At 71.9% G+C, this 24524-nt stretch carries 23 protein-coding genes and 1 riboswitch; of the genes, 20 read left to right on the top strand and 3 right to left on the bottom strand.

Annotated elements, in window-relative coordinates; translation table 11 throughout:
* Nucleotides 1-35 precede the first annotated feature (35 nt).
* Nucleotides 36-989 (top strand): VOC family protein, encoded by a 954-nt coding sequence (locus tag IGS67_RS06635; RefSeq protein ID WP_192279028.1) that lies wholly within the window; start codon nucleotides 36-38, stop codon nucleotides 987-989.
* Between the two features lie 15 nt (nucleotides 990-1004).
* Here the strand turns inward: IGS67_RS06635 and IGS67_RS06630 are convergent, their stop codons facing one another.
* On the bottom strand, nucleotides 1005-1280 hold the full coding sequence (locus IGS67_RS06630; protein ID WP_192279026.1) for a DUF4235 domain-containing protein: 276 nt from the start codon (nucleotides 1278-1280) through the stop codon (nucleotides 1005-1007).
* A gap of 330 nt (nucleotides 1281-1610) precedes the next feature.
* Nucleotides 1611-1724: riboswitch (TPP riboswitch) on the top strand.
* A gap of 65 nt (nucleotides 1725-1789) precedes the next feature.
* Here IGS67_RS06630 and IGS67_RS06625 point away from each other — a divergent pair.
* The 4 genes from IGS67_RS06625 (at nucleotide 1790) to IGS67_RS06610 (ending at nucleotide 6783) form a co-directional block, all read left to right on the top strand.
* Nucleotides 1790-2902 carry a thiamine ABC transporter substrate-binding protein gene (locus IGS67_RS06625; protein WP_235977970.1) on the top strand — a complete coding sequence of 371 codons (1113 nt, stop codon included), beginning with the start codon at nucleotides 1790-1792 and terminating at the stop codon, nucleotides 2900-2902.
* A 6-nt stretch (nucleotides 2903-2908) separates the two neighbouring features.
* Nucleotides 2909-4693, top strand: coding sequence for an ABC transporter permease (locus IGS67_RS06620; RefSeq protein WP_192279022.1), 1785 nt, complete (start codon nucleotides 2909-2911; stop codon nucleotides 4691-4693).
* A 26-nt stretch (nucleotides 4694-4719) separates the two neighbouring features.
* The gene (locus IGS67_RS06615) at nucleotides 4720-5763 is read left to right on the top strand and encodes an ABC transporter ATP-binding protein (RefSeq protein ID WP_192279020.1); all 1044 of its coding nucleotides are present in this window, start codon (nucleotides 4720-4722) and stop codon (nucleotides 5761-5763) included.
* An 81-nt stretch (nucleotides 5764-5844) separates the two neighbouring features.
* On the top strand, nucleotides 5845-6783 hold the full coding sequence (locus IGS67_RS06610) for a hypothetical protein (protein ID WP_192279018.1): 939 nt from the start codon (nucleotides 5845-5847) through the stop codon (nucleotides 6781-6783).
* A 10-nt stretch (nucleotides 6784-6793) separates the two neighbouring features.
* Here IGS67_RS06610 and IGS67_RS06605 read toward each other — a convergent pair whose 3' ends face one another.
* Nucleotides 6794-7801 carry a LacI family DNA-binding transcriptional regulator gene (locus IGS67_RS06605; protein ID WP_328741864.1) on the bottom strand — a complete coding sequence of 336 codons (1008 nt, stop codon included), beginning with the start codon at nucleotides 7799-7801 and terminating at the stop codon, nucleotides 6794-6796.
* 205 nt (nucleotides 7802-8006) lie between these two features.
* Between IGS67_RS06605 and IGS67_RS06600 the strand changes: the two genes are divergently transcribed.
* From IGS67_RS06600 to IGS67_RS06530, 15 genes are all read left to right on the top strand, one after another.
* Nucleotides 8007-9302, top strand: coding sequence for an extracellular solute-binding protein (locus tag IGS67_RS06600; RefSeq protein ID WP_192279014.1), 1296 nt, complete (start codon nucleotides 8007-8009; stop codon nucleotides 9300-9302).
* Between the two features lie 20 nt (nucleotides 9303-9322).
* Nucleotides 9323-10339 carry a carbohydrate ABC transporter permease gene (locus IGS67_RS06595; protein WP_192279635.1) on the top strand — a complete coding sequence of 339 codons (1017 nt, stop codon included), beginning with the start codon at nucleotides 9323-9325 and terminating at the stop codon, nucleotides 10337-10339.
* Entirely contained in the window at nucleotides 10336-11217 is an 882-nt protein-coding gene (locus tag IGS67_RS06590; RefSeq protein WP_192279012.1) for a carbohydrate ABC transporter permease, read from the top strand. Before IGS67_RS06595 ends, IGS67_RS06590 begins: the two co-directional genes overlap by 4 nt.
* Nucleotides 11218-11391: 174 nt before the next feature.
* On the top strand, nucleotides 11392-13737 hold the full coding sequence (locus IGS67_RS06585; protein WP_192279633.1) for a beta-xylosidase/alpha-l-arabinosidase: 2346 nt from the start codon (nucleotides 11392-11394) through the stop codon (nucleotides 13735-13737).
* The gene (locus IGS67_RS06580) at nucleotides 13734-15314 is read left to right on the top strand and encodes a glycoside hydrolase family 43 protein (protein WP_192279010.1); all 1581 of its coding nucleotides are present in this window, start codon (nucleotides 13734-13736) and stop codon (nucleotides 15312-15314) included. Before IGS67_RS06585 ends, IGS67_RS06580 begins: the two co-directional genes overlap by 4 nt.
* Before the next feature lie 43 nt (nucleotides 15315-15357).
* Nucleotides 15358-15909: a fluoride efflux transporter FluC gene (locus IGS67_RS06575; protein ID WP_192279008.1), complete on the top strand. Its 552-nt coding sequence runs from the start codon at nucleotides 15358-15360 to the stop codon at nucleotides 15907-15909.
* The gene (locus IGS67_RS06570; RefSeq protein WP_192279006.1) at nucleotides 15906-16274 is read left to right on the top strand and encodes a fluoride efflux transporter FluC; all 369 of its coding nucleotides are present in this window, start codon (nucleotides 15906-15908) and stop codon (nucleotides 16272-16274) included. Before IGS67_RS06575 ends, IGS67_RS06570 begins: the two co-directional genes overlap by 4 nt.
* A 158-nt stretch (nucleotides 16275-16432) precedes the next feature.
* On the top strand, nucleotides 16433-16897 hold the full coding sequence (locus IGS67_RS06565) for an AAA family ATPase (RefSeq protein WP_192279004.1): 465 nt from the start codon (nucleotides 16433-16435) through the stop codon (nucleotides 16895-16897).
* A 145-nt stretch (nucleotides 16898-17042) separates the two neighbouring features.
* Nucleotides 17043-17483, top strand: a complete 441-nt coding sequence (locus IGS67_RS06560; RefSeq protein ID WP_210767132.1) for a helix-turn-helix domain-containing protein — start codon at nucleotides 17043-17045, stop codon at nucleotides 17481-17483.
* 23 nt (nucleotides 17484-17506) lie between these two features.
* The gene (locus IGS67_RS06555; protein WP_328741859.1) at nucleotides 17507-18088 is read left to right on the top strand and encodes a PIN domain-containing protein; all 582 of its coding nucleotides are present in this window, start codon (nucleotides 17507-17509) and stop codon (nucleotides 18086-18088) included.
* A gap of 207 nt (nucleotides 18089-18295) precedes the next feature.
* On the top strand, nucleotides 18296-19300 hold the full coding sequence (locus IGS67_RS14330; protein WP_192278999.1) for a cold-shock protein: 1005 nt from the start codon (nucleotides 18296-18298) through the stop codon (nucleotides 19298-19300).
* Between the two features lie 366 nt (nucleotides 19301-19666).
* On the top strand, nucleotides 19667-21514 hold the full coding sequence (dnaK, locus tag IGS67_RS06545; protein ID WP_192278997.1) for a molecular chaperone DnaK: 1848 nt from the start codon (nucleotides 19667-19669) through the stop codon (nucleotides 21512-21514).
* Nucleotides 21511-22140 (top strand): nucleotide exchange factor GrpE, encoded by a 630-nt coding sequence (grpE, locus tag IGS67_RS06540; protein WP_192278995.1) that lies wholly within the window; start codon nucleotides 21511-21513, stop codon nucleotides 22138-22140. Before dnaK ends, grpE begins: the two co-directional genes overlap by 4 nt.
* 70 nt (nucleotides 22141-22210) lie before the next feature.
* Nucleotides 22211-23179 (top strand): DnaJ C-terminal domain-containing protein, encoded by a 969-nt coding sequence (locus tag IGS67_RS06535; RefSeq protein ID WP_192278992.1) that lies wholly within the window; start codon nucleotides 22211-22213, stop codon nucleotides 23177-23179.
* A 5-nt stretch (nucleotides 23180-23184) separates the two neighbouring features.
* Entirely contained in the window at nucleotides 23185-23589 is a 405-nt protein-coding gene (locus IGS67_RS06530) for a heat shock protein transcriptional repressor HspR (RefSeq protein WP_328741854.1), read from the top strand.
* A gap of 158 nt (nucleotides 23590-23747) precedes the next feature.
* Here the strand turns inward: IGS67_RS06530 and IGS67_RS06525 are convergent, their stop codons facing one another.
* Nucleotides 23748-24515 carry a hypothetical protein gene (locus tag IGS67_RS06525; protein WP_192278988.1) on the bottom strand — a complete coding sequence of 256 codons (768 nt, stop codon included), beginning with the start codon at nucleotides 24513-24515 and terminating at the stop codon, nucleotides 23748-23750.
* Between the last annotated feature and the right edge of the window lie 9 nt (nucleotides 24516-24524).

The raw sequence follows: 24524 nt of genomic DNA, 5'->3' as shown, positions 1-24524 counted from the left end.
TGCAGACTAGGGAGCAGTCCACCCGAGGAGCACCCATGAGCACCGCAACCCCGTCCGGCCCCGCCGCGAACGACCGCCTCGCGCACGCCGCCGCCGCGAACCCGTCGGCCCTCGCCCCAGCCGACCGCCTCGCCGCCGCGACCCACATGGACGCCGTCACCCTCTACGTCCGCGACATCGACCGCATGACGGACTTCTACGCACGCGTCATCGGCCTCCAGGTCATGGAGCGCGCAGCCGCCGACGGCCGCGACGGCATCGTCACGCTCGGACGCGGCACCGTGCCGCTCGTCGTCCTCCGCGAGGCTCGCGACCTCCCCGAGCGTCGCCCCGGCGAGGCCGGGCTCTTCCACACCGCCATCCTCTTCGCCGACCACGCCGGCGTCGCCGGCGCCCTCGCCCGCGTCGCCACCCACGCACCCCAGCTCTACACCGGCGCCGGGGACCACCTCGTCTCCGAGGCCTTCTACCTCGACGACCCCGAAGGCAACGGCATCGAGCTCTACGTCGACCGCCCCCGCGAGCAGTGGGAGTGGACCGGCGGCCACGTGAAGATGGACACCCTCTACATCGACCCGAACGCGTTCCTCAGCGAGCACCTCACCGAGACGGCGCTCGAGCGGCCCGAGGACTCCGCCGCGATGCTCGGGCACGTCCACCTGCAGGTCGGCGACGTCCCCACCGCGCACCGCTTCTACGTCGACACCCTCGGCTTCGAAGCCACGGCCACCCTCGGCACGTCAGCCCTCTTCGTCTCCGCCGGCGGCTACCACCACCACATGGCGATGAACACGTGGCGGTCCATGGGCGCCGGGCCGCGGCCCGTCCAGCTCGGCCTCGGCGAGGTGTCGATCCTCGTCCCGACGCGCGACGAGATCGGCGCGCTCGCGGACCGCCTTGCCCACGGCGGCGTCGAGCACGCCGACGACGGGGCCGTCCTGCGCTTCAGCGACCCGTGGAACAACCGCATCGCGGTCGCCGTCGGCTGACCGGAGTCGCGAGCCTCAGCGCAGACGACCTGCGCTGATCCGGCGCGTCACGCGGCGCGCGCCGCGGTCCGCGAGGATCTTCGCCGCCGCGGCAACCGCACCCGTGACGGCCGCGAAGATGATGATCGACGAGTTCGGCGCGTCCGTGTCGAGCGCGTTGCGCGGCGCGTCCTTACCCGTCGTGCGCTTCCACGCGAAAGCGAGCGCACGCTGCGCGACCCACGCCGTCCCGGCCGACGCGGCCAGCAGGATGACCTTCTCGAGCAGCGCTTCCTTGTTCTCGTCAGCCACGGTGTCCTCCATCGCAGGTCGGCGTGCCGCACCCGTCGTCGGCACCTCACCCCACGCTAGCGTCCCGACGACGAGCGGGCGTCCCGGCCGGTGCGCCGCTCGATAGCCGATCCGTACGAGTGACGTGCCTGGATCGGCTATCGGACCGAACCGAGCGCCGCTCGATAGCCGATCCGGACGTGCGACGCGCACGGATGGGCTATCGAGTCCTGAAGAAGACGCGCGGATTGACGGCTTCCGCCGCTCCGATGGGCGGAAGCCATCAATCCGTCGGAGAAGTTCGGAGGTCGTGCACAGAGGGACGGCCCGCGGATCCCGACTATGCTGGTGCCGATACGACAGGGGAGCGCTGCGGGGAGCCGTGAGCGCTGAGAGTGCGGACCACCGCAGACCCTCGAACCTGACCCGGTTAGCACCGGTGGAGGAAGTCGGGACATCTCACCATGTCGTCCACGCGGCCTGCCGTGACGGACGACGGGACCCCTCCTAGCACCACAGGAGGAATCACGTTGCACAGCACGACCAGCACCACCCGCCGCCACCCCGTGCGGCTCGCCGCGCTCGCGCTCGCCTCGGCGACGCTCCTCGCGGCCTGCGCGTCCGCGGGCCCCACCCCGGCCTCGACGACGACCCCAGGCGCGACCGCCTCGACGAGCGAAGCGCCCGCGAGCGGCCCTGTCACGCTCCTCACGCACAGCTCCTACGAGCTGAGCAAGGAGCAGATCGCCGACCTCAAGGAGAAGGGCCTCGACGTCAAGGTCGTCCAGGTCGGCGACGGCGGCACCCTCGTCAACCAGCTCATCCTCACGAAGGACGCACCGCTCGGCGATGTCGTCTTCGGCGTCGACAACACGTTCGCATCACGCGCGATCGACGCGGGTGTCTTCGAGGCCTACACCTCCCCGGCGCTCCCCGCAGCCGCAGTCCCGCTCAAGGTTGCGGGCGGCGACGCCGTCACGCCCGTCGACCAGGGCGACGTCTGCATCAACGTCGACTCCGTGTGGTTCGAGAAGAACCCGGACGTCCCCGTCCCCGCGACGCTCGACGACCTCACGAAGCCCGATTACAAGGACCTCGTCGTCCTCACCAACCCTGCGACGTCGACGCCCGGGCTCAGCTTCCTCGCCGGCACGGTCAGCCAGTACGGCGCCGACGGCTACCTCGAGTACTGGACGCGGCTCAAGGACAACGGCGTCCGCATCGCCGACTCCTGGTCCGACGCCTACTACTCCGACTTCACGGGCGCGGCCGAGGACGGCACGCGGCCCATCGTCCTCTCGTACTCCTCGAGCCCTGCCTACACGCTCACGGACGACGGCGGCACGACGACCGCGTCGCTCCCCGCGACGTGCACGCGCCAGGTCGAGTACGCGGGCGTCCTCGCCGGCGCGAAGAACCCCGCCGGTGCCCGCGCCGTCGTCGACTACCTGCTGAGCCCCGAGCTCCAGGCGACCCTCCCCGACACGGCGTACATGTACCCCGTCGACCCGGACGTCGCGCTGCCCGAGTCGTTCCAGAAGCACGGCGCCCTCGCCGAGAACCCCATCCCCGTCGACCCCGTCGTCGTCGCCCGCGACCGCGACACGTGGATCTCCGACTGGACCGACACGGTCCTGGGCTGAGACCTCATGACCGCCCTGCGCCCCGTCCCCGGTGAGGTGCGTGTCCCCCGCACGCGCCCCGCCGGCGAGCTCATCCCTCCCGACGCCGCTCCCCTGGAGCGGTGGCCGTCGTTGGGATGGGCCACGGCGGGGCGCAGGGCCTCCTTCGCGCTCGCGGCCGCCGTGCCGCTCGCGTTCCTCGGCCTCTTCTTCGTGTGGCCCGTCGTCGCGATGCTCGTGCGCGGCCTCACCGACGCGGCCGGCGCGCTCGACCTCGCGGGCGTCGCCGACGTCCTCGCGAAGCCCCGCACCTGGCGCGTGGTGACGACCACCGTCGTCCAGGCGCTCGCCGGAACCGCCGTCGCCGTCGTGCTCGGCGTGCCCGGCGCCTACGTGCTCTACCGCCGACGGTTCCCCGGGCGCACGCTCGTGCGAGGGCTCGTCACCGTGCCGTTCGTCCTGCCGAGCGTCGTCGTCGGCGTCGCCTTCCGGGCGCTCCTCGGCCCCGGCGGGCCGCTCGGCGGCCTCGGGCTCGACGGCACGTTCGCCGCGATCGTCTGCGCGCTCGTGTTCTTCAACTACGCGGTCGTCGTGCGGACCGTCGGCGGCTTCTGGTCGCGGCTCGACCCGCGCGCGGAGGAAGCCGCGCGCGCCCTCGGCGCGAGCCCCGCCCGCGTCCTGCGGACGGTGACCCTGCCCGCGCTCGTCCCCGCGATCGCGAGCGCGGCCGCCCTCGTCTTCCTCTTCTGCACGACGGCGTTCGGCGTCGTCATGGTCCTCGGCTCGCGCGAGCACGCGACGATCGAGACCGAGATCTACACGCGCACCACCCAGCTGCTCGACCTGCGCACCGCCGCCGTCCTCTCGGTCCTCCAGATGCTCGTCGTCGCGGCCGCGCTCCTCGTCTCGGCGCGCGCCCGCACCGCGCGCGAGCGCGCGCTGGCTCTCCACGCCGAGCCGCGCGGCGAACGTCCCCTCACGTGGCGCTCCCGCACCGACGTCCTCGCGACGACGGTGACGGGCCTCGTCGTCGTCGGGCTGCTCGCGTGGCCCATGGCGACGCTCGTCGCCCGGTCCTTCCGCACGACCGACGGCACGTGGACACTCGACGCCTACCGGCGCCTCGCCGAGGCCGGGCCCGGCACCGGCCTCACCGTGACCGTGTGGCAGGCGACCCTCACGTCGCTCACGACTGCGGCCGTCGCCGCGACCATCGCGGTCGTCGTCGGCGGGCTCGTGTCGTTCGTCGTCTCCCGACGCCCCCGCTCACGGGCCGGCCGACGCTCGCTCGCGGTGCTCGACGCCGTCGTCATGCTGCCCCTCGGAGTGTCCGCCGTCATCGTCGGATTCGGCCTGCTCGTCACCATGACGCGGCCCGTGCTCGGGGTCGACCTGCGCACGACCGGCTGGCTGCTGCCCGTCGCGCAGGCGCTCGTCGCCGTGCCGGTCGTCGTGCGCCTCCTCCTGCCCGTGCTGCGCGCCGTCGACCCGCGCCAGCACGAGGCCGCCGCGACGCTCGGCGCACCCCCCGGACGCGTCGTGCGGACCGTCGACCTGCCCCTCGTCACCCGGCCGCTCGGGCTCGCGATCGGCTTCGCGTTCGCGGCGTCCCTCGGCGAGTTCGGCGCCACCTCGTTCCTCGCACGGCCCGACGCGCCGACGCTCCCCGTCGTCATCGTGCGCCTCCTCGGCCGGCCCGGCACCGAGAACCTCGGCACCGCCATGGCCGCCGCGACCGTCCTCGCGCTCGTCACCGCCGCCGTCATGCTCCTCGCCGAACGGCTGCGCGGCGACACGGCAGGAGAGCTGTGACCACGGACCACCCCACGGAGACCACGATGACCACGCCAGCACCCGGCGGCCTCGCCGTGCGCGACCTCGTCGTCACCTACGCGCCCGACGCCCGCGGCGCCGCACCCGTCCGCGCGGTCGACCGCGTGAGCCTCGACGTCGCGCGCGGCGAGATCCTCGCGCTCCTCGGCCCGTCGGGCTGCGGGAAGTCGAGCCTCCTGCGCGCCGTCGCCGGCCTCGAACCTCTCGCCGACGGCAGCGTCACATGGGACGGCACCGACCTCGCACGCACACCCGTCCACGAGCGCGGCTTCGGCCTCATGTTCCAGGACGGCCAGCTCTTCGCCCACCGCGACGTCGCCGGCAACGTCGCGTATGGGCTCGAGGGCCGCACGACGGTCGACGGCCGACGCGCCCCGCGCCGCACCCGCACCGAGACGACGGCCCGCGTCGACGAGCTCCTCGACGTCGTCGGCCTCACCGGCTACGGCCGCCGCGCCGTCGCAACCCTCTCGGGCGGCGAGCGCCAACGCGTCGCCCTCGCCCGCTCCCTCGCTCCGCGCCCGCGCCTCCTCCTCCTCGACGAGCCGCTCTCCGCGCTCGACCGCGAGCTGCGCGAACGGCTCGCCGTTGACCTGCGCGCAGCCCTCCTCACGACCGGCACGACCGCCGTCTTCGTCACGCACGACCAGGACGAGGCGTTCACCGTCGCCGACCGCGTCGCCGTCATGCGCGCCGGCCGCTTCGCGCAGGTCGGCACGCCCGCGCAGCTGTGGGCCGAGCCCGCGACCTGGGAGGTCGCGTCGTTCCTCGGCTACGAGGCCCGCCTCGACGTCGACGGGAGCGCGCTCGCGCTCGCGCCCGGCGCGCTGCGCGTCGTCGGTGCCGGGTCGGCGCCCGGCGCCGGGCCGCAGTTCCGCGGCACCGTTCGGGCCGTCCACGTACGTCGTGGCGTCGCAGAGGCGACGGTCGACGTCGTGAGCGTCGGGCGCGTCACCGTCGTCGTCGGACCCCCGGCGCTCGCGCCGGTGCCCGGCAGCGAGCTCGACCTCCGCCTCGACCTCGGCCGGACCGCGCCCCTGCCCGCCTGAGGGCGGCGGGTCCCGAAGGAGCGCGGTGGGTCCCGAAGGAGCGCGACGGCTCCCGGACGCGCGGGGCGTGGATGCGGGAGGATGGAAGCTCAGCCCGACGACGGAGGATCCGTGACCCGTTACCAGAAGGCCATCACCCCGAGCATGTCCGACGCCTACCTGCGGCTCGGCTACGACCGCGTCGCGGGCTTCGCGGTTCCGGTCGCGGACGTCACGTGGGCGACGACGCCCGCCGACCTTCACGCTGTCCACGCCCTCGGCTTCGAAGCCTCGCCGTTCTCCGTCGACGACGCGTACGTCGACGTCCTGCGCTTCACGCCCGGCCCGCAGGTCCGCACGGCCGACGCCGTCGGCGGCACCGACGCGACCGCACGTGAGGCGCGCGGCGGTACGTTCATCGACCGCCCCCCGTTCACCGGGACGGGCTTCGCGCCCGTCGAGGGCCATCGCGTGCCCGTCACGTGGATCGTCCACTCGCGCGTCCCCGCGGGCTCCGAGCTCGTGCGCGTCCACGCCGACGGCACCGAGCAGGTCCTCGCCCGCTACGTCGACGTCGCGCGCTGCTGGGAGCCCGTCGACGCGGCCGTCCACCACACGACGTTCCCGGGCGTTTCGCGCTTCGTCGGTGCCCTCGCCGAGTGGAAGGCGACGCACCTCAACGCTGAGGTCTACGGCGACCACGTCGTCCTCGTCTCCGAGCACGAGCCGCACGCGGCGTTCGAGTTCACGCAGGCGGCCTCGGGCCGCTGGTTCTGCGAGGTGCCGCGCGCCGACGTCGACAAGCTCTACGAGCTCTTCATCACGGGCCGCTGGCGGGGCGTCGAGGTGCGGCTCGTCGACCTCGGCGTCGACGAGGGTGGCGACAAGCGCGCGACGATCAGTTCCGTCGGGCACGATGCCGACGCGGCCGAGGCCGCCGGCATGGTGAAGGTTGACGCGGGCGTCTACGAGATGGTCGTCGACCCCGACGAGCTCACTGACCTCACACCGTACGAGCTCGCGCCGGCCGCCTGGGGCTGACCCGGCCCCGTCAGACCGCTGGCGGGGCCGTGCTGGCGCGGGTGACGAGCGACGTCGGGAGTCGCAGGTGCGGTTCCCGTTCGCGCCCTTCGAGGAGGTCGAGGACGAGCCGCAGCGCCTCGGCGCCCATGCGGTGGAGGGGCTGGGCGACCGTCGTGAGCGGCGGCGTGGCCGCCGCAGCCTCGGGGATGTCGTCGAAGCCGATGACGGAGAGGTCCTCGGGGACGCGGAGGCCGAGCTCGCGGGCGACCTCGATCGTGCGGAGCGCGGAGAGGTCGTTGGCCGCAAAGATCGCGGTGGGCCGTTCGGGGAGGGTGAGGAGCTCACGGGCGGGGGAGCTGGCCTGCTCGGCGCGGTAGGAGCCGACGCGCACGAGGTCCGGGTCGAACGCGATCCCGGCGGCGTCGAGCGCCTCGCGGTAGCCGCGTTCGCGCAGGTGGGAGGACTCAAGGTCGGGGCGGCCCGCGAGCAGGCCGATGCGCCGGTGGCCGAGGCCGAGGAGGTGCTCGGTCGCGGTGCGGCCGCCGGCGAGGTTGTCGGAGTCGATCGTCGGCGGGCCGGCGGGTCCGGTGTGGGGGTCGATCGCGACGACGGGGATCGTCTGGCGGGGGTCGACGACCGTCGGGGTGACGAGGATCGCGCCGTCGACGAGGGTTCCCGCGAGTCGTGCGAGGGAACGGTGCTCCCAGCCGACGGAGTCGGCGCGGCTCAGGGCGCCGGAGAATGCGAGGAGCTCGTAGCCGGTGCCGAGCGCGGCCTCGGACGCGCCCTTGAGGATCTCGGTCGAGAACGGCTCGAACTCGGCGACGAGGATGCCGATGACGCGGGTCGGGGTGCCGCGCAGGCTGCGGGCGACGAGCGAGGACTCGTAGCCGAGCTCGGCGACGACCTGCTGAACGCGGGCGACGGTCGCGGGGGAGACGCCGTAGCGGTCGTTGACGACCTTGGACACGGTGGCGACCGAGACGCCCGCGTGACGCGCGACGTCGCCGATGGTCACTCGTCCAGGGGCTCGCACGCGTCCGACTGTACCGCTCGGGGAGGCGCGGACCGAGCGGGGACGCGGATGACAGCATAGTGTGACCTGCGCCACGGATAACGTTATCGAAAACGTTATCGATAACGATTGACGACGTGTGGAACCGTGTGTCACGGTGAGCATGACGCACTCGCTCAACGGTGGGCGAGACAGCGATCAGCCCACTCGACGAGGAGGACGACTGATGCGTGCACGCAAGCTCACAACGATCGCGGCCACGGCCGCGGCACTCACCCTGGCGCTCACCGCCTGCGGCGGCGACACCAACCCCGGGACCGACGCCGACGGCAACGTCAGCATGACGTTCTGGCACAACTCCACGACCGGCGAGGGCAAGGCCTACTGGGAGTCGACCGTCGCCGACTTCGAGAAGGCCAACCCCGGCGTGAAGATCTCGATCCAGGCCATCCAGAACGAGGACATGGACGGCAAGCTCCAGACCGCCCTCAACTCCGGTGACGCCCCCGACATCTTCATGGCCCGCGGCGGCGGCAAGCTCGCCGACGTCGTCGAGGCCGGCCAGGTCATGGACATCACCGACGCCATCACCGACGCGACCCGCACCGCCGTCGGCGACGCCGGCTTCAGCGCCTTCAGCGTCGACGGCAAGGTCTACGGCATGCCGACCGCCGTCCTCCCCGGCGGCATCTACTACTCCAAGGACCTCTTCGAGGCCGCCAGCGTGAGCGCCACCCCGACGACCCTCGCCGAGCTCTCCGACGTCGTCACCAAGGTCCAGGACTCCGGCGCCGAGGCCATCGCGCTCGGCGCGAAGGACGCCTGGCCTGCCGCCCACTGGTACTACTTCTTCGCTCTGCGCGCCTGCTCGCAGGACACCATGGCCAAGGTCGCCGCCGAGCGTGCCTTCGACGACCCCTGCTGGCTCACCGCCGCCCAGGAGTTCGAGACCTTCGCGAAGACCGAGCCCTTCAACAACGGCTTCCTCACGACCTCCGCGCAGCAGGGCGCCGGCTCCTCCGCCGGCCTCCTCGCCAACCACAAGGCCTCGATGGAGCTCATGGGCGCCTGGAACCCCGGCGTCATCGCCTCCCTCACCCCTGACGAGAAGCCCCTCGCCGACCTCGGCTGGTTCCCCTTCCCCGCGATCGACGGCGGCGCTGGCGCCCCCGGCGCCATGATGGGTGGCGTCGACGGCTTCTCCTGCTCGGCCGACGCACCCAAGAAGGAGTGCACCGCCTTCCTCAACTTCTTCATGCAGAAGCAGTACCAGGAGGGCTACGCCAACGCGTTCCACACGCTCCCCGCGAGCCAGGAGGCCCAGGGCGTCGTCACCGAGCCCGCCCTCAAGTCGATCCTCGAGTCGTACAACAAGGCGCCGTACGTCACCGTCTGGCTCGACACGCTCCTCGGCCAGAACGTCGGCAACGCCCTCAACACCGCGGTCGTCAACATGCTCGCCGGCAAGGGAGACGCCGCCGGTGTCGTCAAGGCCGTCGTCGACGCAGCCGCCAAGGAGTGACCGTGACGACGCGTGACACCATGACCCGCCGCCGGGCCGTCACGCCGTCGTCCACCCCTGCCGGGGCCGAGGGTGGCACCACGCCACCCTCGGCCCGCGGCACCGCCCGTCGGGCCGGGGGTGGCCGCGGCGCCGACTGGCGCAAGCGCCTCGAGATCGCCCTGCTCGCAGGGCCCGCGATCGCGATCTTCCTCGCGTTCGTCATCCTTCCCGTCGTCCTCGCCGCCTATTACGGCTTCTTCAAGTGGAAGGGCTACGGCAAGCCGACGAACTTCGTCGGCTTCGAGAACTACCTGACGATCCTCCAGGACCCCACGTTCCATGAGGCGCTGAGCAACAACGCGTTCATCGTCGTCATGTCCCTGGTGCTCCAGGGCCCCGCCGCCGTCGGCCTCGCACTCCTGCTCAACCGACGCTTCCGCGGCCGCTCGCTCGTCCGCGTGCTCATCTTCGTGCCCTACGTCGTCTCCGAGGTCATCGTCGGAACCGGCTGGAGCCTCATGCTCTCGACCGCCGGCGCCGTCAACGACTTCCTCACGCGCATCGGCCTGCCCGTTTGGGCCGTCGACTGGCTGTCCGACCCGAAGATCGCCATCTGGTCGCTCATGCTCATCATCACGTGGAAGTACATCGGCTTCGCCGTCATCCTCTTCCTCGCCGGCCTCCAGGGCATCCCCGAGGAGCTCGGCGAGGCCGCCGCGATCGACGGCGCCGGCTACTGGGCGACGCAGCGTCGCATCACGCTGCCGCTCCTCGGCCCCACCGTCCGCATCTGGGCGTTCCTCTCGATCATCGGGTCGCTCCAGCTCTTCGACCTCGTCTACATCATCTGGGGCCAGTACGTCGCCGCGACCGCCGGCACCTCGACGATGGCGACCTACATGGTCCTCAACGGGCGCAACGCCGGGAACTACGGCTTCGGCAACGCCGTCGCCGTCCTCCTGTTCCTCATCTCGCTCGTCATCGCCCTCACCTACCAGCGGTTCGTGCTCCGACGCGACACCGAGGGCGCGATCACGGAAGGAAAGGCCCGATGACCGCCGTCGCCACGTCCCCGTCGCGCGCCACGGCGCGCCGCAGCACCGACAACGGTGGGGCGCTCGCCAAGGCCGGGCCGATGACCTACGTCGTCGCGTACCTGCTCGTCGGCCTCTGCCTCGCACCCATCGCCTACATCATCATCGGCGGGTTCCGCACCAACGCGCAGATCACCGAGAGCCCCTCCGGACTGCCGGCACCGTGGGTCGTCTCCAACTATGTCGACGTCCTCACGTCGTCGATCTTCTGGCAGCAGGTCGGCAACTCGCTCGTAGCCGGCATCGCCACCACCCTCGGCGTCGTCGTCCTCGGCGTCATGGTGAGCTACGTCATCGCGCGCTACCGCTTCCGCGGCTCGAACGCCATGTACTCCCTGTTCGCCGCCGGACTCATGTTCCCCATGACCGTCGCCATCACGCCGCTCTACATCCTCGTGCGCGACCTCGGCCTCGCGAACTCCCTCGGCGGCATCATCCTGCCGCAGATCGCGTTCGCGCTGCCGACGACCGTCATCATCCTCGTGCCGTTCCTCCGCGCCATCCCCAAGGAGCTCGAGGAAGCCGCCGCGATCGACGGCGCAGGACGGCTCGGGTTCTTCTTCCGCATGGTCGTGCCGCTGTCCGTGCCGGGCGTCGTCACCGTCGGCATCCTCGCGTTCGTCGCGAGCTGGAACAGCTACATGCTGCCGCTGTTCATCCTCAACCACGAGTCGATGTACACGCTGCCGCTCGGCGTCCAGGCGTTCGCGTCGCAGTACTCGGTCGACACCGCCCGTGTCCTCGCGTTCACGTCCCTGTCGATGATCCCCGCGCTCATCTTCTTCTCGCTCTTCGAGCGCCGCATCGTCGGCGGTCTCACCGGAGCGGTCAAGGGCTGACAGCGCCGTCCGGGCCCCGGCCCGGACGGCCGCCCCACCCCCACGCACCATCGATCGAAGGAACACACCGTGGCCGACGACGCTTGCACCACCCAGCCGCTCACGCCCCCCGCCGCCACCGCCACGACCGCGCCGGCCCCCACGACCTCCCGGGTCGACGACCTGCTCGCACGGATGACGCTCGACGAGAAGCTCGCCCAGCTCGTCGGTTACTGGCTCGACCAGAACGGCACCGTCGCGCCCATGCAGTCCGAGATGACCGCCGGGCAGAAGGCCCCCGACCTCCTGCCCGAGATCACGCGGCACGGGCTCGGCCACTACACGCGCGTCTACGGCACCCGGCCCGTCGACCCCGTCGAGCGCGCCGCCTGGCTGTGGGACGAGCAGCGTCGTCTCGTCCGCGAGACCCGCCTCGGCATCCCGGCGATCGTCCACGAGGAGTGCCTCACCGGGCTCGCCGCGTGGCAGGCCGCGACGTTCCCGACGCCTCTCGCCTGGGGCGCGTCCTTCGACCCCGGCACCGTCGGACGCATGGCCGGGTCGATCGGGGAGTCGATGCGCGAGCTCGGCATCCACCAGGGCCTCGCGCCCGTCCTCGACGTTGTGCGCGACCCCCGCTGGGGACGCGTCGACGAGTGCGTCGGCGAGGACCCGTACCTCGTCGGCACGATCGGCACAGCGTTCGTCCGTGGCCTGCAGTCCCGCGGCGTCCACGCGACCCTCAAGCACTTCGTCGGGTACTCCGCCGCCGACGCGGGCCGCAACCACGGCCCCGTCGCCATGGGCCCCCGCGAGATCGCCGACATCTACCTGCCACCCTTCGAGATGGCACTGCGCGACGGAGACGCCCGCTCCGTCATGAACTCCTACTCGACGGTCGACGGCATGCCCGTCGCGGCCGACCCCGCGCTCCTCACCGGTCTCCTCCGCGACACGTGGGGATTCGACGGCACCGTCGTCGCCGACTACTTCTCCGTCGCGTTCCTCGAGGTCATGCAGCGCGTCGCCGCCGACCGCGCCGAGGCTGCGCGCCTCGCGCTCGTCGCTGGCATCGACGTCGAGCTCCCCACGGGCGACGCCTACCTCGAGCCCCTCGCCGACGCCGTGCGCTCCGGCGAGCTCGACATCGCGTACGTCGACCGCTCCGTCCGCCGCGTCCTCGCAGCCAAGGAGCAGCTCGGACTCCTCGAGCCCGACGCGTTCGACGGCCAGCCCCCCACGCACGTCGACCTCGACAGCGCCGAGCACCGCGCGATCGCGCGCACGCTCGCCGCCCGCTCGCTCGTGCTCCTCACGAACGACGGCACGCTACCGCTCGCCCGCCCCGACGGCGGTCGCGTCCTCGTCGTCGGACCGAACGCCGACCGCGCCGAGGCGCTCATGGGCTGCTACTCGTTCGTCAACCACGTCCTCGCGCACCACCCCGGCACCCCCGCCGGCATCACCCTGCCGACCGTCGCGGACGCGTTCGCCGACGCCTGGGGCGACAGCGTCGACATCGTCCGGCAGCGCGGCTGCGACGTCACCGGCGACGACCTCACGCACGTCGGCCCCGCGGTCGACGCGGCACGCACCGCCGACCTCGTCGTCGCCGTCGTCGGTGACCAGGCCGGCCTCTTCGGACGCGGCACCGTCGGCGAGGGCAACGACGTCGAGTCGCTCGCCCTCCCCGGCGTCCAGCGGGAGCTCGTCGAACAGCTCGTCGCGACCGGCACACCCGTCGTCCTCGTCGTCCTCACCGGACGCCCCTACGAGCTCGCGTGGGCGCTCGACGGCGACGGCCCCCGACCGGCCGCCGTCGTCCAGGCGTTCTTCCCCGGCGAGGAGGGCGGCCATGCGATCGTCGACGTCCTCACCGGCCGCGAGAACCCGTCGGGCCGCCTGCCCGTCTCCCTGCCCCGGGCCGCCGGTGCCCAGCCCTTCACGTACCTCCACCCCGTGCTCGGCGGACCGTCCGACGTGACGTCCGCCGACCCGACGCCCGTGCGGCCCTTCGGCTTCGGCCTGTCCTACACGACGTTCACGCACGACGACCTCGTCGTCAGCCCCACCGCCACGACCGACGGCACGCTCGACATCACCGTCACCGTGACGAACACCGGCGCCCGCGCAGGCGCCGACGTCGTCCAGGTCTACGGCCGCGACGTCCACGCGTCGCTGCCCCGCCCCGTCGTCCAGCTACTCGGCTACGAGCGCGTCGACCTCGCCCCCGGCGAGGCCCGACGCCTCACGTTCCACGTCCCCGCAGCCCGCTTCGCGTTCGCAGGACGCGACCTGCGACGGGTCGTCGAGCCCGGCGACGTCGAGATCTGGGTCGGCGACCACGCCGCCGCCTCGACCCTCGGCCGGCCCGCCGACTCCACAGGCGGCGCGATCGTCTCGGCCGCAGCCCGCCACGACGTCGAGGTCCCCGGCACCGCGACACCCCGCGCCACCGTCCGGCTCACCGGCCCCGTCCACGAGATCACCGCCGACGACGCACGCCTCGTCACCGTCACCCACGAGGAGGTCGACGCATGACCGTCGTCACCAACCCCCTGCTCCCCGGCTGCCACCCCGACCCCTCGATCTGCCGCGTCGGCGACGACTACTACCTCGTCGTCTCGACCTTCGAGTACCTGCCCGGGCTGCCGATCCTCCGCAGCCGCGACCTCGTCACGTGGGAGCACGTCGGCGCGGTCGTCACCGACCAGATCGACTACGCCGGTGTCCCGTCCTCCGGCGGCCTCTACGCCCCGACGATCCGCCACCACGACGGCACGTTCTACGTCGTGTGCACGTTCGTCGACCCCACCGACGACGCCCGCGGCGGCAACTTCCTCGTCACCGCCACCGACCCCGCCGGCCCGTGGTCCGCACCCGTCTGGCTCGACGTCGCCGGGATCGACCCGTCGATCCTCTTCACGAGCGACGGCCGCGCCTGGATGCACGGCACCCGACTCGTCGAGCACGAACCCGACTGGTTCCACCAGACCGAGGTGTGGGTCCGCGAGTACTCGCTCACCGAGCAGCGGCTCGTCGGCGACGAGCACGTCGTGTGGAACGGCGCCGTCCGCGGCGCCGTCTGGGCCGAGGCGCCGCACCTCTACGAGATCGACGGCACGTTCTACCTCGTCGCCGCGGAGGGCGGCACCGAGTACCACCACGCCGTGTCCGTCGCCCGCGCCCAGCACGTCACCGGGCCCTACGAGGGCAACAAGGCCAACCCGGTGCTCACGCACCGGCACCTCGGCCACGACGTCGACGTCGTCGGCATCGGCCACGCCGACCTCGTCGAGGCCGCCGACGGCAGCTGGTGGGCGGTCTGCCTCGGCATGCGACCCTACGGCGGCTACCACTACAACCTCGGCCGCGAGACGTTCCTCCTCCCGGTCGTCTGGGAGGACGGGTGGCCCGTCCTCGCGCCCGGCGTCGGGCGCGTGCCCCGCGAGGTCGAGGTGCCGTTTGCGGACGCACCCGGCCCGGACGCCGGCGCGCTCGCCCGCGGCGAGCTCGGCGGCGTCGTGCCGCCCGGCGACCCCCGCTGGACCGGGGTACGCGCCCTGCCGGACTCGCTCGCGACGCCCCGCGGCGACGGCTGGGACCTGCCCGTGCGACCTGCGACGCTCGAGGACGTCGACGCTCCCGCGTTCCTCGGCGTGCGCCAGCAGCACGTCGACGTCGACGTCGTCGCGACCGTCGTCGCCGACCTGCCCGCGGGCGAGGTCGTCGGCGTCGCCGTGCGACAGTCCGAGCACGACCACGTCCGGCTCGAGCTCGGGCGGGACGCGGATGGTGCCGCGTCCGACGACGTGTGGACGGCGACCGTCGTCCACGTCCGCGGAGGCGAACGCACCGAGCTGGGCCGACGCGCGGTGCCCGTCACCGCGGGCGACGAGGTGCGCCTCGTCGTGAGCGCACGCGGCCAGGACTACGCGCTCGGCATCGACACCGGCTCGGGCGACGTGCTCGAGGTCGCGGTCGCCGACGGCCGCACGCTCGACACCGTCGCGACCGGCGGCTTCCTCGGGCTGTGGATCGGCGTGTGGGCGTCGTCGGGCGGGACAGCTACGACGAGCACCGCGCACGTCGTCTCCGTGACGTACGACGGGGCGTGAGCCGTGCGATGAACGTGTGGCGCCCGTGCGCCACACTGGTCCCGTGCGCCCCGACCCTCGCCTGCTCGCCGTCGTCGCCCTCGGCGGCACGGTCGGCACGGCGCTGCGGTACGGGCTCGGGCTGCTGCTGCCGCCGGGCGACGGCGTGCCGTGGGCGACGCTCCTCGAGAACGTCGTCGGCGCGTTCCTCCTCGGGATGCTGCTCGAGGCGCTCGTGCGCGCGGGCCGCGAGGATGCGCGGCGTCGGTTCCTGCGGCTCGGGCTCGGCACGGGGCTGCTGGGCGGGTTCACGACGTTCTCGGCGCTCGCCCTCGAGACGCGGAACCTCCTCGCGGCGGGTGACGTGCTGCTCGGTGTCGGCTATCCGCTGGGGTCGGTCGTCCTCGGCGTCGTCGCGGCGACGGCGGGCGTGACGCTCGCGGCGCGCGTGCGAAGGCACGTCGGTCTCCTCCCGCCCGACCCCGACGCCCCGCCCGACCGCGATGCCCCGACGGAGAGACGGCTTCCGCCCGTCGAACGGGAGCCTGGCGTCAATCCGTCGGGGGATGGTGAGCCCGGCGGCACGGGGACCGCGGGGGACGGTGACGGACGATGATCGTCGGCCTGGTCCTGCTCGGCGGCGTCGGCGCCGCGACGCGCTTCTGGGTCGATGGCGCGATCCGTGCCCGACGCTCCGGCCCGATGCCCGTCGCGACGATGACGATCAACGTCGTCGGTTCCTTGCTCATCGGCGTGCTGCTGAGTCTGCAGGTCGGCGGAGTGCTCGCCCCGGACGGGTTCGCGATGCTGGCGACGGGCTTCTGCGGTGGCTTCACGACGTTCTCGACCGCGATGGTCGAGGCCGCGCGCCTGCTTCAGGAAGGCGACGTCCGACGCGCGTGGGGGAGCGTCGCTCTGACGCTCGTTCTGTCGGTCGCGGCGGCGTCCGCCGGCGTCGCGGTGACGAGCGCCCTCACGTAGCTCGCTCCCTCGACCGACGCGAGTCTCTCCCGACTCGTAGGTCCTGAGCACCGTCGTACGGTGCTGGAGCGCTACGAGTCGCGTCCCTTCTCCGACGCGTAGGCTCTGAGCACCGTCGGACGGTGCTGGAGCGCTACGAGTCAGGGAAGGGGTGGGGCATGACCGTCGTCCTCGTGTGCGGGGTGGCCGGGGCCGGGAAGTCGACGCATGCGCGGCGGCTCGAGGCCTCCGGTTTCGCACGACTGTCGTTCGACGAGGTCGCGTGGGACGCGGGGCACCGCGAGCACCCGCTGCCCGACGACGTCGCGCTCGCGATCCACGAGGACCTCCGCGCACGGATGCTCGCGCTCGTCGGCGAGGGGCGAGACGTCGTCGTCGACACGTCGTTCTGGTCCCGGGCGTCGCGCGACCGGTACCGTTCCTGGCTCGCGGAGGTGGACGTCGTGCCCGTCGTGCATCATGTCGTCGCCCCGCGCGAGGTCGTGCTCGCGCGGCTTGCCGCGCGCCGCGGCGCGGGGCCGCACGACGTCGTCGTGCCGCCCGCGCTCGCGGAGCGCTACCTCGTGGGGTTCGAGGTGCCGACGCCCGACGAGGGGCCGCTCGAGCTCGTCCCGACGGCCTGACCGGCGCGACTCGTAGGTCTTCAGCACCGTCTGACGATGCTCCGGACCTCCGGGTCGCTCATCGACCCATCTCACGATGTGACCGAAACTCGCTTGCACTCATAAGTGCAACACGAGACGATCTCCGTCAGAGGGAGGAACAGTGATGGCTGCAGTGATGGAGAGACGCGACATTGTCGTCGAGCCGCGAGCCGCTGACGAGGCGCGCATCGTGGCCGACGGGCTCGGGGACCCGAGGCCGGGTGTGGGGGCAGTTCTCAGCGTCGAAGGGCGAACGGTCGAACTGCCGCCCGCGCTCGCGGACCTTGTGGGATCAGTCGTCCGCGCGGTGGCGGTCGGACGGACGGTGACCGTCGGAACGCTGCCCGCCGAGCTGACGACGACCGTTGCGGCCGAGCAGCTCGGCATCTCGCGTCCGACCCTCATGAAGCTTGTCGCCGACGGCAAGATCCCGGCACACAAGGTTGGGTCGCACACGCGCGTCCTGACGGAGGACGTCGTGGCCTTCAGGAGGGCACGGCTTGACCGGCAGCGCGCTGCGCTCGCCGAGCTCATCGAGTTGAGCGACGCCCTCGGCGAAGACTGATTCGCCTGGTCTCGTCGCGGCTCATGGTGGTCCGGGCGCTCTTCGACGCGAATGTCCTGTACTCGCGTACGAGACGCGACTGGCTGCTGATGCTCCAGCTGAAGACCTTGGACTCGATGTTCGTGGGCTGCTGGACCGAAGACATCATGGCGGAGCTCGTCTACAGTCTGCGGCGAGCCCACCCGCAATGGGACGGTGCGGCCATCGCCAAGCTACGCGGCAAGATCGAGGACGTTCTCGAGGGTGGGCGCATCGAGGACTACGACTGCACGCTCGCCTATGAGGGACTCGATCCGCACGATCGGCACGTGCACGCGGCCGCAGTGGCTGGCGGGGTCGGGGTGCTGGTGACCGATGACACAGGGCTCCTTGCGATCGGTGGGCACGCAAGCACGCCGTACGACGTCATGAGCGTCGACGACTTCCTGGTGCTCGTCGCGGAAGGTGCACCGGAGGCTGTCGCCGCAGTGACTGAGGAGCAGCTCGAGCATGCGGTCAGGCGCGGCGGCGATCCTGACCTGGCCAGGCGCCTGGAGCTGGCCGGGTGTCCGGCATTCGGTGCGCACGTCCGAACCGTGCTCCAGCGCCTGGCTCTTCGCCCGTAGGCGCTGGGGGCGGGCCTCCTAGGCGCTCGCCCCAGACGACTCGTAGGTCTCCAGCACCGTCGAACGGTGCTCCGGACCTCCGGGTCGCGAGGTGCGCAGCGCGGATCGTGGCCGACGGAACAGTTCCGGGTTGCCGCACCCGCACACGCTCGGCGGTTCGTGCGAGACACTGGGACGAGCAACCCACCATTCTCACGAGGAGATCACGTGCCCCAGGGAACCGTTCGCTGGTTCGACACCGACCGAGGCTTTGGCTTCATCGCACCCGAGGACGGGTCGGACGACATCTACGTCCACGCGTCCGAGATCGCCGACGAGGGCGTGCGCGCGCTCCGCGAGGGCCAGGAGGTCGAGTTCGAGGCCGGTGAGGGCGACCGCGGTCCGCAGGCCCGCAACGTCCGCGTGACGGGTGAGGCCCCGGCGGCGTCGCTCGGCGTGCTCGGCACGGTCTCGTGGTACGAGCCGTCGAAGGGCTATGGCTTCGCGATGGCCGACGGCAGCAGCGACGAGATCTTCGTCCACAGCTCGTCGATCGTCGGCGGCGGCGTGGTCCGTGAGGGTCAGCGTGTCGCGTTCCTCGTCGTGCCCGGCGAGAAGGGTCCGCAGGCGGACCACCTGCTGCCGCTCGGCGATCAGGCGGTGCCTGCGGGCGGCGGTGCGTCCGGCAACGACGGTGCCAACGGCACCGTGTCGTGGTTCGACGGTGGCAAGGGCTTCGGTTTCATCACGCCCGACGACGGCAGCGCCGACGTGTTCGCGCACGTCCGTGAGCTGGGTCGGAACGTCGACGAGATCGGCGAGGGCGACCGCGTGAGGTTCGAGACCGTCGAGGGTGACAAGGGTCCGCAGGCGCGTCGGATCGAGCTGGTCGGCGGCGGGCGTGGTGGCCGGTCGTACGGTCGGCAGGACCGTGGCCGTGGTGGCTTCGACCGTGGTGGGGACCGTGGCCGTGGTGGTGACCGCTTCGACCGTGGCGGCGATCGCGGGCGTGGGCGTTCGAGCGCGCCGGCGCGTGGCGGCTCGGGCGAGGTCGTGCGCTTCGACCCTGAGCGTGGTTTCGGCTTCATCCGCCCGGACTCGGGCGGCGACGACCTCTTCGTCCACGTGTCCGTCGTCCGTGGCGGGGTTGAGCTGTACGAGGGTGACCGGGTGCGTTTTCAGGTGCGTCAGAGCGACCGTGGTCCGCAGGCGGATCGCGTCGAGCTCGACTGAGTTCTCCCTCCGGACGCGTCGAACGCCCGGGAGCGCCAGGTGCGCTCCCGGGCGTTCGCGCGTTGCGGTGCCTGACGCCAGCATGCGGTTCGCTCGATAGCGGATCCGTTCGCGTGCGACGTACGGATCCCCTATCGAGAAGAGTCGCGTCGCGACCCCTGTGTTCTGATAGCCGATCCGACCCTCTGGCGTGCATGGATCGGCTATCGGAACGCTGAGGCGGGGCGAGGGGAATAGATCGCCGGCGCCCAAGGTTGAGTGAGTCAGACTCAAGTTTGAGCGAGTGGGCTTGCATTGAGCAGGTGTCGAGCGCAGACTTGAGTGCAACAGACTCAACCGCACCACCACAGCATGGAGGCAGCACACATGGCACGAGCAGTCGGCATCGACCTCGGCACCACCAACTCCGTCGTCTCGGTCCTCGAGGGCGGCGAGCCCACGGTCATCGCGAACGCTGAGGGCATGCGCACGACGCCCTCGGTCGTGGCCTTCTCCAAGTCCGGCGAGGTCCTCGTCGGCGAGATCGCCAAGCGCCAGGCCGTCACGAACGTCGACCGCACGATCAGCTCGGTCAAGCGCCACATGGGCACCGACTGGTCCGTCGAGATCGACGACAAGAAGTACACCGCGCAGGAGATCTCCGCGCGCATCCTCGGCAAGCTCAAGCGCGACGCCGAGGAGTACCTCGGCGAGCCCGTCACGGACGCCGTCATCACGGTCCCCGCGTACTTCAACGACGCTGAGCGCCAGGCGACGAAGGACGCCGGCCAGATCGCTGGCCTCAACGTCCTGCGCATCGTCAACGAGCCCACGGCCGCCGCGCTCGCGTACGGGCTCGAGAAGGGCAAGGAGGACGAGCTCATCCTCGTCTTCGACCTCGGTGGCGGTACGTTCGACGTCTCGCTCCTCGAGGTCGGCAAGGACGAGGACGACTTCTCGACGATCCAGGTCCGCGCAACCTCGGGCGACAACCGCCTCGGCGGCGACGACTGGGACAACCGCATCGTCGAGCACCTCATCAAGGAGGTGAAGAACTCCTCGGGCGTCGACCTCTCGAAGGACAAGATCGCTCTCCAGCGTCTGCGCGAGGCCGCCGAGCAGGCGAAGAAGGAGCTCTCGTCCGCGACGAGCACCAACATCTCGATGCAGTACCTCTCGATGAGCGAGAACGGCCCCGTCCACCTCGACTCCAAGCTCACGCGCGCGCAGTTCCAGCAGATGACGCAGGACCTCATCGACCGCACCAAGACGCCGTTCCACGCGGTCATCCGCGACGCCGGCATCTCCGTGAGCGAGATCGACCACGTCGTCCTCGTCGGCGGCTCGACCCGCATGCCGGCGGTCACGGACGTCGTCAAGGAGCTCACAGGCGGCAAGGAGCCCAACAAGGGCGTCAACCCGGACGAGGTCGTCGCCGTCGGCGCGGCACTCCAGGCCGGCGTCATCAAGGGTGACCGCAAGGACGTCCTCCTCATCGACGTCACGCCCCTGAGCCTCGGCATCGAGACGAAGGGCGGCGTCATGACGAAGCTCATCGAGCGCAACACCGCCATCCCGACGAAGCGCTCCGAGGTCTTCTCGACGGCCGAGGACAACCAGCCCTCCGTCCTCATCCAGGTCTTCCAGGGTGAGCGTGAGTTCGCGCGCGACAACAAGCCGCTCGGCACGTTCGAGCTCACGGGCATCGCCCCGGCGCCGCGCGGCGTCCCGCAGATCGAGGTCGCGTTCGACATCGACGCCAACGGCATCGTCCACGTCTCCGCGAAGGACCGTGGCACGGGCAAGGAGCAGTCGATGACGATCACCGGCGGTTCGGCCCTCCCCAAGGAGGACATCGACCGCATGGTCAAGGAGGCCGAGGAGCACGCGGCCGAGGACAAGGCGCGCCGCGAGGAGGCCGAGACCCGCAACCAGGCCGAGGGCCTCGTGTACTCGACGGAGAAGGCCCTCAAGGACAACGAGGACAAGCTCTCCGACGACGTCAAGACGGAGGTCGGCGACGCTGTCGCCGCCGCCAAGAAGGCGCTCGAGGGTGAGGACGCGGCCGAGGTGCGGTCGACGATGGAGGCCCTCGCCGCCGCGGCGCAGAAGATCGGCGAGGCCGTCTACGCGTCCGAGCAGGCCGCAGGCGCCGAGGCTCCCGCCGCTGACGCGACGTCCTCGGACGAGGACGTCGTCGACGCAGAGATCGTCGACGAGGATGAGTCCAAGTGACGGATTCGCCCTTCGAGTTCACCGACAAGCGTCGGATCGACCCCGAGACGGGGCAGCCGCGTGACGCGGCCGCCCCGTCCGGGGACGGCGAGCCCGAGGTCGTCGTCCCGGACGACGCCTCCTCGCTCACCGACGGTTCCGTGCCCGACGCTCCCGCAGCGGACGCGCCCGCGTCCGGCGCGGGAGCGGACGACGAGCTCGCCGCAGCGCAGGCCCTCGCGGCCGAGCGTCTCGACGACCTCCAGCGTGAGCGCGCGTCGTTCACGAACTACCGCAACCGGGCGCTCCGCGACCAGGAGGCGGCCCGCACCCGCGGCATCGAGGACGTCCTGGCGACGCTCCTGCCGGTGCTCGACGACATCGACCGTGCTCGGCAGGCCGGCGAGCTCGAGGGGCCGTTCGCGGCGATCTCGGACAAGCTCGACGCTGCGCTCGGCAAGTTCGAGATCGTGCGGTTCGGTGCCGTCGGCGAGGAGTTCGACCCGACGGTGCACGACGCCCTCATGCACGAGGACTCGGCCGAGGCCACGACGACGACCGTGAAGTTCGTCATCGAGCCCGGCTACCGCATCGGCGAGAAGATCGTCCGCGCGGCGCGCGTCGCCGTCGTCGGACCCCAGCAGTAACAACCCGGCTGCGGCGGGCCCGCACGGGCCCGCCGCAGCCGTACCCCACAGACAGACAGGAAGGACCGCGTTGACCGGACAGGACTGGCTCGAGAAGGACTTCTACGCCGCCCTCGGCGTCGCGAAGGACGCTGACGCGGCCGCGATCAAGAAGGCGTACCGCAAGCTCGCGCGCCAGTACCACCCTGACCAGAACGCGGGCGACCCCAAGGCTGAGGCGCGCTTCAAGGAGATCGGCGAGGCCTACGCGGTGCTCTCCGACGCCGAGGAGCGCGAGAAGTACGACGCGATCCGCGCGATGGGCGGTGGCGCGCGCTTCTCCGCAGGCCCCGGCGGCGCCGGCGCGGGCGGCTTCGAGGACATGTTCGGCTCGATGTTCGGCAACTCCGGCAGCCGCCAGGGCTTCGGCGGTGGCGGCGGCTTCGAGGACATCCTCGGCGGCCTCTTCAACGGCGGTGGCGGCGCCGGATTCCGCTCGGGACCGCGCCCCCAGCAGGGCGCCGACCTCACGACGTCCGTGACGCTGCCGTTCCGGCAGGCCGTCGAGGGTTCCGAGGTCGCGCTCGAGATCGAGCACCGCACGATCAAGACCCGCATCCCCGCGGGCGTGCGCGACGGCCAGAAGATCCGGCTGCGCGGCAAGGGCCGCCCCGGCACGGGCGGCGCGCCTGCTGGTGACCTCATCATCACGGTGACGGTCGGCCCGCACCCCGTGTTCACGCTCGACGGCCACAACCTGCGCGTCACCGTCCCGGTGACGTTCGATGAGGCGACGCTCGGCGCCCAGATCGAGGTCCCGACGCTCGACGGTCAGACCGTCAAGGTCAAGGTCGCGCCCGGCACCCCGTCGGGCCGTGTGCTGCGCGTCAAGGGCCGTGGCGTCAAGGCCGCGAAAACTACAGGGGATCTGCTCGTCACCGTGCAGGTCGTCGTCCCGCAGAACCTCTCCGCCGAGGCCCGCAAGGCCGTCGAGGCGTTCCGTGACGCGACGGCTGGAACCGACGTGCGCGGCGACCTCATGGCCCGCGCGAGGGAGTGAGCGTCGTGGATGCCGCCGACGTCCCCGTGCTGCCGATCTCCCGTGCCGCCGAGCTCGCCGACATGCACCCGCAGACCCTCCGTCAGTACGACCGCCTCGGGCTCGTCGTGCCGTCCCGCACCGTCGGCCGCGGTCGCCGGTACAGCGCACGCGACGTCGAGAGGCTCCGCACCATCCAGCGCCTCAGCCAGGACGAAGGCATCAACCTTGCGGGCATCCGCCGCATCCTCCACCTCGAGGACCAGGTTCGGGTGCTTCGCGGGCGCGTCGAGATGCTCGCGACGGCCCTGGACCCGGGGCACCGGGTCTTCACCGCGGACGCGTCGGGCGACATCGTCGCCGTCCCGCGGGGCAAGCCCGCGCCGGCCGGACGGGGCGGCACGCTCGTCGTGTGGCGGCCGCGGCGCTGAGCCGCGGCCCCGGCAACGCGAGAGGCCCGGGAACCTGAGGTTCCCGGGCCTCTCGCGCCCCCGAGACTCGTACGCCCCCTGGCGACGCACGAACCTCGACGCGTCCCGTGCGTGTCGACGGTCCCCCGGACCGGTCGACGTGCACGGCCGCGCCAGATCTACAAGGTGAGGCTCTCCACGAGGGACGGGCAGAGCGTCGCGTCGTCGGGCAGCTGCTCGAGCCATGTGCGTGCGGGTGACCGCAGCTGTGACTCCAGGCCGAAGCCTGAGAACCGCTCGGCGGTGACCGCGTCGACGCGGGCCCGCACCGTCGTGACGGTGCGGGGTGCGGTCGCGCGGTCGACGAGCATCGCGAAGAGCCCTGGGCGCAGCTGCGCCGAGGGATGACCCGTTCCGAGGACGTCGAGGAGGACGGACCCGACGATCGCTCCGGCACGGAACCTTGTGAGGGTCGACGCGCCGTCGAGCCGCACGTCGAGGACGAGCAGCGCGTGCGCGTCCCACGAGCGAGCACCTTCGGGCGCGTCGTAGAGCTCCTGCAAGCGGGCGACGAGGTAGCCGCGCGTGCGGAGACCGGTGACGGGGTCGGTGAGGCCCAACTGGGGTTCGACCTCGGTGCCGGCGGCCCAGCCGATCGCGACCTCGCGGACGAGCTCGGGCTCCGCAGGGTGCCCGACGGCCCGGAAGAGGCACATGAGGTCGTCGATCGTCTCGGACATGGTGACCCCGACGTGGGCGCGTGCTGCGCCGAGCCGGCGGACGGCCTCGGCTGGGTCGGTGCCGTTGACGAACGCCTCGACGACGGCTTCGGTCGCGGGGTGCGACCAGTCGCCGGGGTGGCGCCACACGGTGTCGAGCGCGCGGGATCGCCACGTGTCGAGGAGGTGGAGCTCCTCGGCGTGGGCGTGCGGTTCGCGGTACGTCATACTCCATGA

It is taken from the genome of Flavimobilis rhizosphaerae, from assembly GCF_014852685.1.
In the GTDB taxonomy this organism is placed as follows: domain Bacteria; phylum Actinomycetota; class Actinomycetes; order Actinomycetales; family Cellulomonadaceae; genus Flavimobilis; species Flavimobilis rhizosphaerae.
This window is presented reverse-complemented; position numbering and strand designations above follow the sequence as displayed.